Raw genomic sequence first — 13,964 nt, forward strand, 5'->3', positions numbered from 1 at the left:
TTACATCCCCTTATTCTACTGTTTTTGTCCGCAGCAAATAGCGTACAGACCATACAGATAATCCAACAATAATGATCGTTGTTATCGCAAATACCTCTAATAAAAATGGAATCGAGGATAAAATGGAAACAAACGCATGGGATAAGCTGACTGCAATTTTAACAATTTCTGATATCACCGTTACCCCCACAAATACAATATCACCAAAAGCAAACAAGCATATCGCAATCATAATCGTCAAAAATAATGTCGGCAATCCTACAACCCATTTATAATAAAGGGAGCTTTTCAGATTCAAATTGTTAATTTTCGCCAAAACTGCATTTTCAAATTGAAAATCAGGGATTTCGATGGAACTATAATATAAAGCTAGCCCGTCTTTCATATTGCGAAGCGCTTGAAGCTCATCCTCACATCTATCACAAACAGCAAGGTGATTCTTCACTATTTGAAATTCCGATTCGCTCAATTCATCGTCTATATAAGCGGAGAGGAGTTCATCAACATGTTCATTCATCTTCATCACCTCTGGAAAGTTCTTTCTTTAGCATGCCTCTTGCAGTGTTAATTCGGGATTTAACCGTACCAAGCGGAATTTTCAAGATCCCGCTAATCTCCTCATAAGAATAGCCCTGTACATCACGAAGAACGAGCGCCGTACGATGCTCAAAGGATAGTTTCTCCATTGCTTCTTGGATGACAAGCATAGTGTTGGTGCTTTCAATCGGAGAAGAAGAAAGGCGGAGTGAATTTTGCTCCAAATTTTCCATTTGTACTTGTTTCTTATTTTTACTTTTCTTGAGCCTATCATAGCACAAATTGGATACAATCCTTGTCAACCAAGATACAAAGGCAAAATCATTATCTAATTTGCTTAGTGAATAATATGCCTTCACAAAAGCTTCCTGGGCAACATCCTCCGCCTCCTCGCGATTATTTACCATCGCATAGGCATGTCGGAATACTTGGCCTTTATATTTTGAAACAAGCGCTGAAAATGCCTCTTCATCTCCGCCCCTTGCCTTTTTTATTAACAACGTTAATTCTTGGTCCACAGCTTCAACTCCTTGACAAAAAGCGAAAGCCAATCAGCTAGGCCGATACATCCATTCGTTTCCTGCTTATTATTCATGGATTGTTATGTAAAAAGACAACTAATCAATATAAAAAGTTCATGCAACTTATAAAAAAGTTTAGTTTCTTTTCAGAAGAATAATTTCATATAACCTAACAGAAAATAGTATAAGTGGCAAACTTTGTTTTATGTATGTTCTTTCATATGTAGCGAAAACTTTTTATCAGTCTTTACTTTGGTTAAAAACCAATAATGCTCCGAAACCAAGTCTATTTTAGGACCTAGAACAATTTCGAATTGTAATAATTTATACGAAAACTGCCTTTTATGATAATAGTAATAATTTTTGGCCCTGCGAACTTTTTTTATTACCGCAGTGTCTATTAATAGAATGACGTTTTAAAACATACTTATATTACCATTTTAAAAGGAGAAATAAAAATGAACAGTCCAGTACTTACTATTGTTGTGCCTTGCTACAACGAAGAAGAAGTACTTCAGGAAACAACGAAGCAATTATCGGAAATGATTACATTATTAATAAAAGAAAAGCTAGTTGCGGAGAAAAGCAAAATATTGTATGTAGATGATGGGAGCCGTGACCGGACATGGCCAATCATTGAGGAGCTTAATGGGGTTCATCCTTATGTTACTGGATTAAAGCTAGCCCATAATGTCGGTCATCAAAAAGCGCTGCTAGCTGGCCTCGAAATTGCCGGTAAGAATTCCGATTGTGTTATTTCGATTGATGCAGATTTACAGGATGATATTTCTATCATTAAGGATTTCGTTTCAAAATATCATGAGGGATATGAAATTGTGTATGGTGTCCGTAAAAATAGAGATAGCGATACACTTTTTAAAAGAGCAACCGCTCAAGGCTTTTACCGGTTCATGCAGAAAATGGGGGTAAAGGTTGTCTATAATCATGCGGATTACCGATTAATGAGTAAACGAGCACTTGAGGAATTAAGCCGCTACAAGGAACAAAATCTGTTTCTGCGCGGTGTGGTTTCATTAATAGGCTTCAAATCAACAGAGGTTTATTATAATCGAAAAGAAAGATTTGCGGGCGAATCTAAATATCCTTTAAAAAAAATGCTTTCCTTTGCCTTTGACGGGATCACTTCCTTTAGTGTTGCGCCAATTCGCTTCATTACTTTAATAGGCTTTTTATCCTTTTTAATAAGCAGCTTTGTTGGAATTTATGCACTTATTATCAAATTGATAGGACATGCGAATACAGGCTGGACATCGATTATCGTATCGATTTGGTTTCTTGGCGGACTTTTACTAATGAGCGTTGGTCTTATTGGAGAATACATAGGAAAAATTTACGAAGAAACAAAACAAAGACCGCGATATGCCATTGAGTCGGATTTATATACAAATGAAATGGCGCAAAATGATGTCAGCAAAAGATTCAATATGATTCGAGGCAAAAAAGGATGAACCATTCCTTTATTCGCTTTTTGCTGGTAGGAATTATTAACACAATTATTGGACTAACCTCTATGTTTCTGCTTCTGCATCTCTTTCATCTTACCTACTGGCTCTCCACCTTTATCGGGAACACAATCGGTTGTATTGCCAGTTATTTTTTGAACAAATCTTTTACATTTAAAAGCGAGAGATCATTCGGAAGCAGCATATTTCGCTTCATCGTGGTTATTCTAAGTTGCTATTTTATTTCCTATTATATTGGAGAGAAGCTAGCCATATTTATTCTTGCACAGCTTTCTTTTATTCCAATTGTTTACGCAAAGGATGCAGCTGTTTTATTTGGTACTGGGATATATACTGTATCCAATTATATCGGGCAAAAATATTTTGTATTTAAAAGTGAACCGGTAGTGAAGGAATGGAATTCATAGAAAAAAGCACCTTAATCTGCAGGTATTCCAGCTTTTCTATACGAATAGATATTATTCTCGCGAAATTACTGCATTTTCTCCTGAAAATGACCATTATTCTCGCGAAATTTCTGCTTATTCTCGCGAAAATGACCATTATTCTCGCGAATTGTGACTAATTACCTATAAAAAATCCGTAATTGTTACTGCTCTAACGTACGATTTTATCATTATTGGCAACTTAAAAAAGGCAGACCCGTTATATAAAACGGGCTGCCTTTTGGATAAAATTATTGTATAGCAACTATACTTTCCATTCGCAATACACGCATGGCATTTAAAACCGCGAGCAGTGTAACTCCCACATCGGAGAAAACCGCCTCCCACATTGTTGCAATTCCAGAGGCACCGAGTATCAGAAAAACAGCCTTGATGCCCAGTGCAAACAGAATGTTTTGCCATACAATTCTTCTTGTACGCTTCGCTAATTTAATTGCCGTTATAATTTTAGATGGCTCATCTGTCATAATGACAATATCTGCTGCCTCAATCGCTGCATCTGATCCAAGTCCACCCATGGCCATTCCTACATCTGCTCTGGCCAAGACAGGTGTATCATTAATCCCGTCACCGACAAAGACTATTTTTTCCTTCGGATGCTTTTCTTGATCCAGCTTTTCTATTTGTTCTAATTTGTTTTGTGGCAATAATTCAGCATGAACTTCATCTATTCCAAGCTTCCCACCAATTGCATTGCCCACCTTTTGTACATCACCCGTAAGCATGATTGTCTTTTTGATGCCTAATTGCTTTAAGTCCTGAATGGTCTTTTTGGCATCTTCTTTCTCTTCATCCGAAATAACGATATATCCCGCATATTGGTTATCGACAGCAATATGGACGATAGTACCGATATCTGTAGGTTCTTCAAAGGTAATTTGTCGTTGTTTCATTAGCTTCGCATTTCCTGCAAGTATTTTCTTCCTCTCTGCTGTCACTTCTACACCAAATCCAGAAATTTCCTCATAATTGGTTATGGCTTGCTCATGGATTTCGCCCTTATACATTGTCCGAATCGATTGCGCGATTGGATGATTAGAATGGCACTCTGCATATGCTGCATATTTTAATAAGTCATCTTGAGAAATATTTTTGGCCACATGGATTTTCGTTACTTGAAAAACACCTTTTGTTAACGTTCCTGTCTTATCAAAGACAACATATTTCACGCCGTTTAGCGCTTCTAAATAATTGCTTCCTTTCACTAATATCCCTGCCTTAGATGCGGCACCAATTCCTCCAAAAAATCCGAGCGGAATGGAAACGACTAATGCACATGGACAAGAAATAACAAGAAAGACTAGTGCTCGATAAATCCAATCAGAAAATGCGGCTCCGCTTATAAAAATGGGAGGTATGAAAGCCAATAAAAGTGCAACAATGACAACTACAGGTGTATAGTAACGCGCGAATTTAGTAATAAAATTCTCTGTTGGCGCTTTACGGTTACTCGCATTTTCAACGAGATCCAATATTTTCGCGACAGTAGATTCACCATATTCCTTTGTAACGCGTACCTTTAATAGTCCGTTTTGATTCACAAAACCGCTAAGGATTTCGCTGCCTTCTTTCAATGTACGGGGAACAGATTCACCAGTTAATGCAGAGGTATCGACCATCGAGTTTCCCTCTACGACAATACCGTCTAAAGGCACCTTTTCACCAGGTTTTATGATAATGATATCGCCAATTCGAACATCCTCTGGCGCTTTTTTTGTCATTGCATCTCCAATTAGCACGTTTGCATAATCCGGGCGAATATTCATTAACGCACTGATAGATTTTCTAGAACGATTCACAGCTATCCCTTGAAAAAGCTCCCCTACCTGGTAAAAGAGCATGACGGCAACACCCTCAGGATATTGCTTCACTGCAAAGGCACCGATTGTTGCTAAAGCCATCAAAAAATGCTCATCAAAAACCTGTCCTCTAAAAATATTTCTCACAGCCCGCCATACAATGTCTCCACCAACTATTAAATAAGCGATGATAAATATTGCTAATTCGATGAGTCCTGAAATGGGCGCGAACATTCCAATTGAGGTTAATATTGCACCGACGACTAATCGAACTAAAATTTTTTTATCTAAACTGCCGTGATCATGGTCATGATGATCTCGCTCCACTTTTTCCTTCGCAAGAATATGCGGCTCCAGCTTTTTTACTCTTTCCTTTGTATCTACAATGATCTTGTCGATTTGCTGCTCTTCCACTTCTAAGGAAAGGGTCTTCGTCGCAAAATTTACCGTGCTGGAATGAACCCCAGAAATATCCTTCACGCCCTTTTCAATTTTCAACGCACAATTTGCGCAATCCAGTCCCTCAAGGGTAAATTCTTTTTTTATAAATTTCCTTTGAATTGCTTCCATCGTTCCCCACTCTCCTTTTTCACGATGCGACAGCGGCGTAAAACTGTTTTTTTATATATAGTATTCATTATTTGCAGTCGATTTATGATAGGTAAATGCATATATGAACAATTAATCATATTTAATATTTGCTTTTATTATATGTATCACATTCCGATAATGTCAACAAAATAATAGACAATTTTAAATAATCGATAGTAACATCGCCAAATCCGAATTTTCATTGTTTTATACAGTGGATTTTTTTATACTAAAAGTAATAACAAATACGTAAATGCCCCTGCTCTAGCGTACGGAAGAGTGAAATTTTATATATTCCTAAAAGATAAGTAAGGTAATGAGGTGAAACTGATGAATGAGGAACATGATCCTATCCAAAGCTATGATCTAGACGAGGAAACATTATTTATGGTTTCTCAAACCTTTAAAGCGTTATCTGATCCAACCCGCTTAAGAATTTTGAACCTTTTATTTTCTGGTGAGCATTCGGTTAACGATATTGCCGAATCCCTATCCTTGCTTCAATCAACCGTTTCCCATCAACTGCGTTTTTTAAAAAATGTTAGACTTGTTAAATTCAGAAGAGAGGGTACGACCATCTATTATTCTCATGATGACGAGCATGTCATAGAATTGTTAAGAAAGGCTATTGAACATTCTTACCATACGTAAAAAAGAAGAAAATGCCTAACCCTTACAGAGTTAGGCATTTTCCTCGCTTTTCCCCGGATGAAATTGGTACTTGGAAAGATTAACAGACCAATGATGTACTTCAATTCCCTCCATCTGCAGAGCCATTTTTTGCTCATCGTCCTTTAAAGAAATTTCCCCTTTTGAACTGATTACCCGATGCCATGGAAGCTTATGTTTTTTGCTCATGGAATGGAGTATCCTTGCTACCTGTCTTGCCCCTCTTGGACTGCCGGCAAGCGCAGCAATTTGACCATAGGTCATCACTCTTCCCTCTGGAATGATACGAATAATACGGATTACTGCTTCTGTAAATGGTGACATATCGAGTCCTTTCAGCTTTTAGAAATCATCTAATTCTATTTTAAACTTTAAATGTAAAAACGGAAGCACTGTGTACTTCCGCCGGATTATTTCGCCTCATACAAATATATTTTCCAAGCTGCATCTTTGTCATCGAAGGATTTTAGAAAATGTAAGCCATCCTCCTCCGCATTCAATATTGGAACGGAGGATAAAATATATTTTCCGCCAAGCTTCTTGAATGCTTCTATATTTAAATCCAAATGATGAATTTTCTTCTTCGAATCCTTCCGAAAATCATATCTTTTACCTAATTCAGCAACAAAAATATAGCAGCGTCCTCCCCAAGTATCAAAATACTTTTTCAAAGCTTTGCTTTTATCAAGCTCACCAGCAATAATTTCCCGGAATTGATGCTTGTAGGATAATGGATAGAAATTATTATAAGTATCAATTGTGTAAAACCCATTATATTGTGCAATCGCCGGATGAAGTCCAATGCTTGCGACCCGATAGGATGATTTAGGCTTTCCAATATAATCGCTAATCTCCTTAAATTCATGAACTGCATAAAATTGTTTAAAGGATGGAGCACCAGCTACGCGATAATATAATTCCGGATTGCATGCACATAAAACGATAATTTGTACGATCAAACATACTTTTACAAACTCACGCCAGTTTCGTCCATATTTCCAAAGAATATATGCCCCAGACGCGAACATCATATAAATAATAAGAGGACGCAGAAAATGGAAGCGGGCAAAATTAAAAGTATTCAATAAATTAATTCTTTCTTTTAATGGCTCCCAGCCTTTATAGAACCAGAACGCATACCATAAGGAAAGTACGAAATTTAAAATAAATATGTATATATATCTTCTCGCGGTTTTCCACTCTCTGTCCTTCCATAGCTTCCAGAGGACGATAAACGATAGAGGGACAATTACTAATGTATGTAGCGTCATCACATGGGTATGCCCAAGAAAGTAATTTTTAAAGGTCAAACGAATCGAATGCCAAAATCCAAGCGTGGAGCTAACAAACTCATCTCTGCTAGTAGGTTCGGTTGGAAACACTAATGAGTAAACAAGCCGGTATTCTATCGCTAAATATAGCAAAGTCATAAAAACGATACTGCCTAAAAATTTAAAATTCCAATCCCTTTTTACAAGTAAGTCCCTTAGCCATAGAAGTCCTATCGCAACCAAAAAAAAGAAAAAGCCTAATACGAAACTGGAGTAGAAAGGCAACAATGTAAGAGTTAGCCATTCTCTCCAAGTTCCTTTTCGTTCCCGAATCGTTAAAAAAGCCCATAAGGCAAGTGGCTGCCCAAGGGTACTAAGCATCCCTGACGGCCACACCGGGGTAAGTGCAAAAGCTAATGCGACTAACACGCGAATTGGATAGGCATCTGCGGCTTGGACAAAATGCCTTTTTAACAGAAGATACATTCCTACAAAGGCAAAAATCCTGATTAACATCTGGCTAATACCATAAGCGATAATCGGCGAAAACCATTGATATAGCCATTGTATACCGCTAAATTCAGTTCCAAAGGCATTTCGCGGCAGCCCATTGATAATTTGCGGAATGGTCGCATTAAGCGGTCCGAAAAGCTGGCCGCTTTCCTTCAAGACTTTATACCAGGCAATATTGGAATCCATATTATCATGAACTCTTATATGGCTATTCTCACCTAAAATAAATGTAGGAGCGAGGAATACTATAAGAATAATTGCTGCAATGATTAATAACTTTTTTTCCTTCATCCAATATGAAGCAGTTTCTACATTCATTTTCGTTAACCACACACCAATCCTTTGAAGCTGTAAGTATAGACTCAACAATTTCTTACTTTCTGTTCTATACTATAATGTCCTCTTCCGCTTCCATTATTTGTTTTATTTTTTGTAATAAAGGCTTCCTTAAAGCAGGCTGTTTTAAGGCAAATTCTATATTGGTTAAAATAAAACCAAGCTTTTCACCGACATCATATCTCATCCCGTCAAACGCATAAGCATATACCTTCTGGCTGTGACTTAATTCCATGATTGCATCTGTCAGCTGAATTTCCCCTTGAACCCCGCTTTTTTGTTTTTCTAAAATCGCAAAAATTTCCGGAGTTAAAATATAGCGTCCCATAATGGCTAAATTGGACGGCGCATCTTCTATGGATGGTTTTTCCACAAAATAATCAACATCATATACTTTCCCATGCTGCTTAGATGGAGCAATGATTCCATACCGATTTGTTTCCTTTTGTGGAACCTCCTTTACCCCAACTACGCTGAAACCTGTCTGCTCATATATTTCCATTAATTGCTTCGTGCAGGGAACATCCGCTTGAACGACATCATCTCCTAGTAAAACAGCAAATGGCTCATCCCCGATAAACTTTCTGGCACACCAAATCGCATGTCCTAATCCTTTCGGTTCCATTTGTCTGATATAATGGATATTGGCCAATTTGGATGGTCTTTGCACGCCTTCTAATAAATCGAGCTTCCCTCTTTTTAGAAGGGTTAATTCTAATTCTGTCGCATGATCAAAATGATCCTCAATCGCCCGCTTTCCTTTTCCGGTAACAATAATAATATCCTCGATACCTGACTGGAATGCTTCCTCGACAATATACTGTATCGTCGGTTTATCCACAATCGGGAGCATTTCCTTTGGCATTGCCTTTGTGGCAGGCAAAAACCGTGTTCCAAGACCTGCTGCAGGAATAATCGCTTTCTTAATTTGTTTTTTCACGCATTTCTCCCCCAAATCGGACTTTATAAATGCTCTTTTCGGAAACTTTCCTGTCTAAAATAAGTTAGTAATTTTCCAATATGAAAAAAGCCTTATTATATATAATGATGATTTATTGTCCTTTAGTCCGTTTTTACAATAGCTCTTTTTGTAAACTCTTACATTTTAGAGACTAGCCATTTTAAGAGAAGATACCTTTGGATCAATCGAAAAACAACAAAATATATATATAAAACTGTCTAACACAATGTCCTCATTTGCCATTATGGCCATCTTTTCCAGACTTTTTTCATCTTCATCAAAAGAAAAGGGAATTATTTTGTATATAAAAAACAGACCACTGCAAGGGGAAAAAAGTTCAAAAAAAAAAAGCAGACAATTGTCTGCTTTTTTTTTGCCTCATTAACTTTCCGTCGCTTGTTTGGTAAAGGCTTGGTTGTTTTCTATTTCTTGAGGTGGATCGCCAACTGGTTTGACACGCTTCATGAAGAAGGCAAGAATCAAGGCAACTAGTGCAATACATACAGATATTTTGAAGGAATCATTAATACCTTCTACCATAGCCTGCATCCCTATATGCTGCTTCATTTCTGCTAACTGAGCCGGATTTAGTGCACCTGTTATCTTTTTCATTGCGGATACTTTCAATTCATTCGCATGTGTTTCAGAACGGTTTGTCATGATCGTAATTAACAATGCCGATCCAATCGCACCGGATACTTGCTGTAACGTGTTGTTCATTGCTGTCCCATGCGGATTGAGGCGCTGCGGCAATTGATTTAATCCGTTTGTCATAACCGGCATCATAACCATCGACATTCCGAACATACGAGCAGTATAAAGTAAAATCAACTCTGTATACGTAGTGGATAATGTTAAAGTGCTAAAGAAATAAGTTGTAATAATGGTAATGGATAATCCAATAATTGCTAAAACTCTGCCTCCAAATTTATCGAAAAGCTTTCCTGTGATAGGAGACATGAATCCCATTAAAAGGGCTCCAGGCAACATCATTAAGCCTGATTTAAGAGGCGAAATCCCTCTAATTTGTTGAATATACATCGGTAATAAGAGCATGGCTGAAAACATAGCCATCATTAATACAACAGAAATCGCGGATGATAATAGGAACATTGGATACTTATACACTCTAAACTCTAGCATTGGAACTGGTATCACTAATTGACGCCAAATAAAGAGAATCAGTGAAATACCTCCGACTATTAAGGTGAGATATACTTGCGGAGCATCCCATCCCTTATCACCTGCCGAGCTGAAGCCGTATAGAATGCCTCCAAATCCTAACGAAGACAAAATAAATGACAAGGTATCCAGCTTAATCTGCATTTTTTCTTTTTTATCTTTCAGTAAGAAGAAAGCAATTATTACTACTACAATGGCAATTGGCATAACAATATGGAAAAGTGTTCTCCAAGAATAATGCTCTACGATCCATCCGGATAATGTTGGACCAATTGCAGGGGCAAACACCATAACTAATCCGAATAACCCCATTGCTGCTCCCCGTTTTTCAATTGGGAAGGATGTTAACATTACATTCATTAATAACGGCATCATGATAGCTGAACCAGATGCTTGAACTAAGCGCCCTACTAACAGAACCCAATATTCTGGTGAAAATCCAGCAACAATCGTACCAATCGTAAATAAACTCATGGCAACTAAAAATAAATGCCGAACCGAAAACCGTTGGATTAAAAAGGCGGTTGCCGGAATCATAACCCCATTCACAAGCATATAGCCTGTTGCTAGCCATTGTACCGTTGGCATTGTTACATCAAAGCTGCTCTTAATGGACGGCAAGGCAATATTTAAAAGAGTTTCATTTAATATTGAAATAAATGCTCCAATCAAAAGGATAACGATAATCCCATATGGAGGTTTTTTTGTATCTAAATTGGATGTCTCCATTTTTTCTCCCCTCTCAATGAACCATTGGTTCATTTTTTTATACATTCGTTACAGCATAGTGAATATATTAAACCCCTGGTACAATTTTTGCAACAAAAAATTTCAGGAGTTTGGAGGCACCAATACAGTGGTTAGCAACTATGGCTGATTGGCTCTTCTTTTGCCATTCCCCCTCCGTTTATAAGCTCAATTCCCCAATATTTTTTGATTGAAAAATCATCATAATAATTAGGTTTGAGTTTACATTATGTTTGCGATAGTATGGAATTGGACTATCGGTCTAAATTATAGTAAAGGTGATATTCATGAATGATCGAAAGCAGCATGTGATGAAGGTAGCCCACCAGCTTTTTATTGAAAAAGGGTTTTTATCGACATCCATTCAAGATATTTTGCATTATAGCGGTATTTCAAAGGGGACATTTTATAATTATTTCCCTTCTAAAAATGAATTGCTCATGGCCATTTTTCATTCTGTTCATGAAAGGCTTGAAATAGAAAGAAATAAAATTTTGATTGGACAAGACCGTTCCGATATTAATATATTTATCCATCAAATAGAGCTGCAGATGAAATTAAATAAACAAAATAAGCTATTTTCCCTATTTGAAGAAGTTATGGTATCAAATGACAAGGATTTTAAGGATTTTTTTATCCATTTTCAGCTCTCCCAGCTTAACTGGGTTTTTCATCGTCTAGTGGATATTTATGGAGAGGAAAAGAAGCCTTATCTATTAGATTGTACTATTATGTTTACTGGAATCCTTCATCACCATTTTCATTACTTCTTTAAGCAAAAACAGCCTGGACTTTCCATTAATAAAGTAATTACTTATAGTGTAGATCGTCTTTCTAGCATCGTGGAAAATGTAGCTTCTAAAGGGGAATATTTATTTGAACCCGAGCTTATAGAAGAATGGTTTCCTTCCTTTAATCAGGCCCAAAAGGATTTTCGAAATTGTCTGGAGGAAACCGTGATTAATTTAAAGAAGATCATTCATAAAGAGCTTCCCCAAGAACATTTACAGATGCAATGGATGGAGTTGCTTAATTTCATTCGAGAAGAAGTGCTGCAATCGAAACAGCCTCGATTCTTCCTCGTGGAAAGCGTTATCGACTCTTTAATTAATTGTAAGCTTGAACCAACAGAAAAGGAACTTAGCAAGTTAAAGGAGCTTGTTCAAAAATATAAGAGAAAACTATAAGAAAGATTATATTTTAATAAGTCTGTTTTCGGATACATTGTTGGTTTTTGTAATTTGTTATAAATCCTGATTAAGACTAAGATTCGGGGCATCTTTTCTTATAAAGTTTCCTTGTTTTGAACCCAAATTAGGATATTAGCTAGATTTTTCGTATACATAATTAACAAAGTTTAAGAAAAGATACTTACATAAAATGTATCTTTTTATAAAAATTGCAGAGTATATAAATAGTCTTTAAGGAAAGGAGATGAAAAAGAATGTATATCATAAAGAAGGCATTTCTAATTGCGCCGCTGTTGTTATTACTTTTTGGACCCGCTGTCCATGCAGAACCTATGCAAAGCAGCCCTGATCAGCAAAAAAAGGTTGTGAAGCTAACCAAGCAGCAGCAGGAAGAATTATCAAAACTGCAGATCGATATTCTAAGCAAGAAAAAACAGCTTATTATGAAATATGTCGAATACGGTGTTCTTCCAAAGGAAAAAGGCGATAAAATCCTTCGCGGATTAGATGAGCGTTATCAGGAAATGAAAGAACATGGATATGTCCCACACTGGAATAAGATGCATCATCATCATCATCATCATCATCACGACCATGACCACGATGATTAACAAAATTACATTCATTACATAAGAACCAATGAAACTGACCCAATCCAAATAAGTTTCATTGGTTTTTTTTGGTCAAATATGGTTCCAAGTACCATATTTTGTATACTTTAAATTTTTCATTTTTTTCCGATATAAAAAGAGAAGTAATAGATATTATATCTAACTCCATTATACAATTACAAACCAGAAAGGATCTTGCAGATGAAATCGATTAAGGTGAAAATTGTTAGTATGTCGCTGCTATTGCTGGCTATTCCTGCACTAATTATTGGACTTGTCGGCTTTTTCCAAGCGAAACAGCATCTTAATGAATTGGGACAAACAAACTTAAAAAATGGCGTGAAGATGGCCATTCAAATGGCTCAGGGATTAGATGAAGAAGTTTCAAAAGGTCATATTCCCCTAGAAGAAGCTCAAGAAGAAGTGAAAACCGCCCTTATAGGTCCAAAAAATGCGGATGGAACACGGACTATTTCAAATAAGATTGATTTAGGGAAAAACGGGTACTTCTTTATTTTGGATGAGAAAGGTAATGAGCTTGCCCATCCATCCTTAGAAGGGAAAAATGTTTGGGACTCTAAGGACCAAAACGGAAAATATTTTATCCATGAATTATTAAAAAAAGCCAAGGCTGGCGGAGGTTTTGTCAGCTATGATTGGCCGCTACCAAATAATAAATCGAAACAAGCGGAAAAGACTACCTATAGTGAAGTAGATCCTAATTGGGGCTGGGCCATTTCTGCAGGAACCTATTCCATGGACTTTAATAAGTCAGCGGATGCAATATTATATATTCTTTTAATTACATTGGCGATTGCTTTAATAGTCGGTAGTATTATCACGCTTCTATTTTCCAAGCATCTGGCTACACCAATTAAAAAACTTTCAGTGCAAATGGGACAATTGGCGAGTGGAAATCTTTCAACTGAAACTGTAGAAGTAAAAAGAAAAGACGAAATTGGTCAGTTAATGAGCTCGATGAATTTTATGAAGGAAAAGCTCCGGAATATGATTCTGGACATTACGAAGGTTTCCGATCATGTGACAAGTCAAAGTGAAGAATTAACACAGTATGCGGATGAAGTGGGAATTGGTACAACGCAAAT

General features: G+C 36.9%; 11 protein-coding genes and 2 pseudogenes. 6 read left to right on the forward strand and 7 right to left on the reverse strand.

Annotated elements, in window-relative coordinates:
- Positions 1-10: 10 nt before the first annotated feature.
- The gene (locus KHA87_RS12470; protein ID WP_213094494.1) at positions 11-517 is read right to left on the reverse strand and encodes an anti-sigma factor family protein; all 507 of its coding nucleotides are present in this window, start codon (positions 515-517) and stop codon (positions 11-13) included.
- A complete protein-coding gene (locus tag KHA87_RS12475; RefSeq protein ID WP_213094495.1) occupies positions 510-1,055 on the reverse strand; it encodes an RNA polymerase sigma factor in 546 nt (181 codons plus the stop codon). Before KHA87_RS12475 ends, KHA87_RS12470 begins: the two co-directional genes overlap by 8 nt.
- A gap of 455 nt (positions 1,056-1,510) precedes the next feature.
- Between KHA87_RS12475 and KHA87_RS12480 the strand changes: the two genes are divergently transcribed.
- Positions 1,511-2,527 (forward strand): glycosyltransferase family 2 protein, encoded by a 1,017-nt coding sequence (locus KHA87_RS12480; protein ID WP_481748368.1) that lies wholly within the window; start codon positions 1,511-1,513, stop codon positions 2,525-2,527.
- A complete protein-coding gene (locus KHA87_RS12485; protein WP_213094497.1) occupies positions 2,524-2,949 on the forward strand; it encodes a GtrA family protein in 426 nt (141 codons plus the stop codon). Before KHA87_RS12480 ends, KHA87_RS12485 begins: the two co-directional genes overlap by 4 nt.
- 269 nt (positions 2,950-3,218) lie before the next feature.
- Here KHA87_RS12485 and KHA87_RS12490 read toward each other — a convergent pair.
- A pseudogene (locus tag KHA87_RS12490) lies at positions 3,219-5,354 on the reverse strand (heavy metal translocating P-type ATPase); the annotation flags it as partial.
- 354 nt (positions 5,355-5,708) lie between these two features.
- Here KHA87_RS12490 and KHA87_RS12495 point away from each other — a divergent pair.
- Positions 5,709-6,029: an ArsR/SmtB family transcription factor gene (locus KHA87_RS12495; protein ID WP_213094499.1), complete on the forward strand. Its 321-nt coding sequence runs from the start codon at positions 5,709-5,711 to the stop codon at positions 6,027-6,029.
- A 30-nt stretch (positions 6,030-6,059) separates the two neighbouring features.
- On the opposite strand, the gene KHA87_RS12500 is transcribed toward KHA87_RS12495, so the two are convergent.
- The 4 genes from KHA87_RS12500 to KHA87_RS12515 form a co-directional block, all read right to left on the reverse strand.
- Entirely contained in the window at positions 6,060-6,371 is a 312-nt protein-coding gene (locus KHA87_RS12500; protein WP_213094500.1) for an MGMT family protein, read from the reverse strand.
- An 86-nt stretch (positions 6,372-6,457) separates the two neighbouring features.
- The gene (locus KHA87_RS12505; protein ID WP_213095154.1) at positions 6,458-8,149 is read right to left on the reverse strand and encodes a DUF6044 family protein; all 1,692 of its coding nucleotides are present in this window, start codon (positions 8,147-8,149) and stop codon (positions 6,458-6,460) included.
- Positions 8,150-8,216: 67 nt separating this feature from the next.
- Entirely contained in the window at positions 8,217-9,107 is an 891-nt protein-coding gene (galU, locus tag KHA87_RS12510) for a UTP--glucose-1-phosphate uridylyltransferase GalU (RefSeq protein WP_213094501.1), read from the reverse strand.
- A gap of 402 nt (positions 9,108-9,509) precedes the next feature.
- Positions 9,510-11,039 (reverse strand): DHA2 family efflux MFS transporter permease subunit, encoded by a 1,530-nt coding sequence (locus KHA87_RS12515; RefSeq protein WP_213094502.1) that lies wholly within the window; start codon positions 11,037-11,039, stop codon positions 9,510-9,512.
- Positions 11,040-11,344: 305 nt separating this feature from the next.
- On the opposite strand from KHA87_RS12515, the gene KHA87_RS12520 reads away from it, so the two are divergent.
- From KHA87_RS12520 to KHA87_RS22620, 3 genes and pseudogenes are all read left to right on the forward strand, one after another.
- The gene (locus KHA87_RS12520; RefSeq protein WP_213094503.1) at positions 11,345-12,244 is read left to right on the forward strand and encodes a TetR/AcrR family transcriptional regulator; all 900 of its coding nucleotides are present in this window, start codon (positions 11,345-11,347) and stop codon (positions 12,242-12,244) included.
- Positions 12,245-12,501: 257 nt separating this feature from the next.
- Positions 12,502-12,858: a DUF2680 domain-containing protein gene (locus KHA87_RS12525; protein WP_213094504.1), complete on the forward strand. Its 357-nt coding sequence runs from the start codon at positions 12,502-12,504 to the stop codon at positions 12,856-12,858.
- Positions 12,859-13,089: 231 nt separating this feature from the next.
- Positions 13,090-13,851 (forward strand): annotated as a pseudogene (locus KHA87_RS22620) (cache domain-containing protein); the annotation flags it as partial.
- Positions 13,852-13,964 lie beyond the last annotated feature (113 nt).

Origin of the sequence: Bacillus sp. FJAT-49736 (assembly GCF_018343615.1) — a bacterium.
In the GTDB taxonomy this organism is placed as follows: Bacteria; Bacillota; Bacilli; order Bacillales; family Bacillaceae_C; genus Margalitia.

Coding starts and splice junctions, on each gene's coding strand:
- KHA87_RS12470 (WP_213094494.1), bottom strand. CDS start 517: ATGAATGAACATGTTGATGAACTCCTCTCCGCTTATATAGACGATGAA.
- KHA87_RS12485 (WP_213094497.1), top strand. CDS start 2,524: ATGAACCATTCCTTTATTCGCTTTTTGCTGGTAGGAATTATTAACACA.
- KHA87_RS12495 (WP_213094499.1), top strand. CDS start 5,709: ATGAATGAGGAACATGATCCTATCCAAAGCTATGATCTAGACGAGGAA.
- KHA87_RS12500 (WP_213094500.1), bottom strand. CDS start 6,371: ATGTCACCATTTACAGAAGCAGTAATCCGTATTATTCGTATCATTCCA.
- KHA87_RS12505 (WP_213095154.1), bottom strand. CDS start 8,149: ATGAATGTAGAAACTGCTTCATATTGGATGAAGGAAAAAAAGTTATTA.
- KHA87_RS12515 (WP_213094502.1), bottom strand. CDS start 11,039: ATGGAGACATCCAATTTAGATACAAAAAAACCTCCATATGGGATTATC.
- KHA87_RS12520 (WP_213094503.1), top strand. CDS start 11,345: ATGAATGATCGAAAGCAGCATGTGATGAAGGTAGCCCACCAGCTTTTT.
- KHA87_RS12525 (WP_213094504.1), top strand. CDS start 12,502: ATGTATATCATAAAGAAGGCATTTCTAATTGCGCCGCTGTTGTTATTA.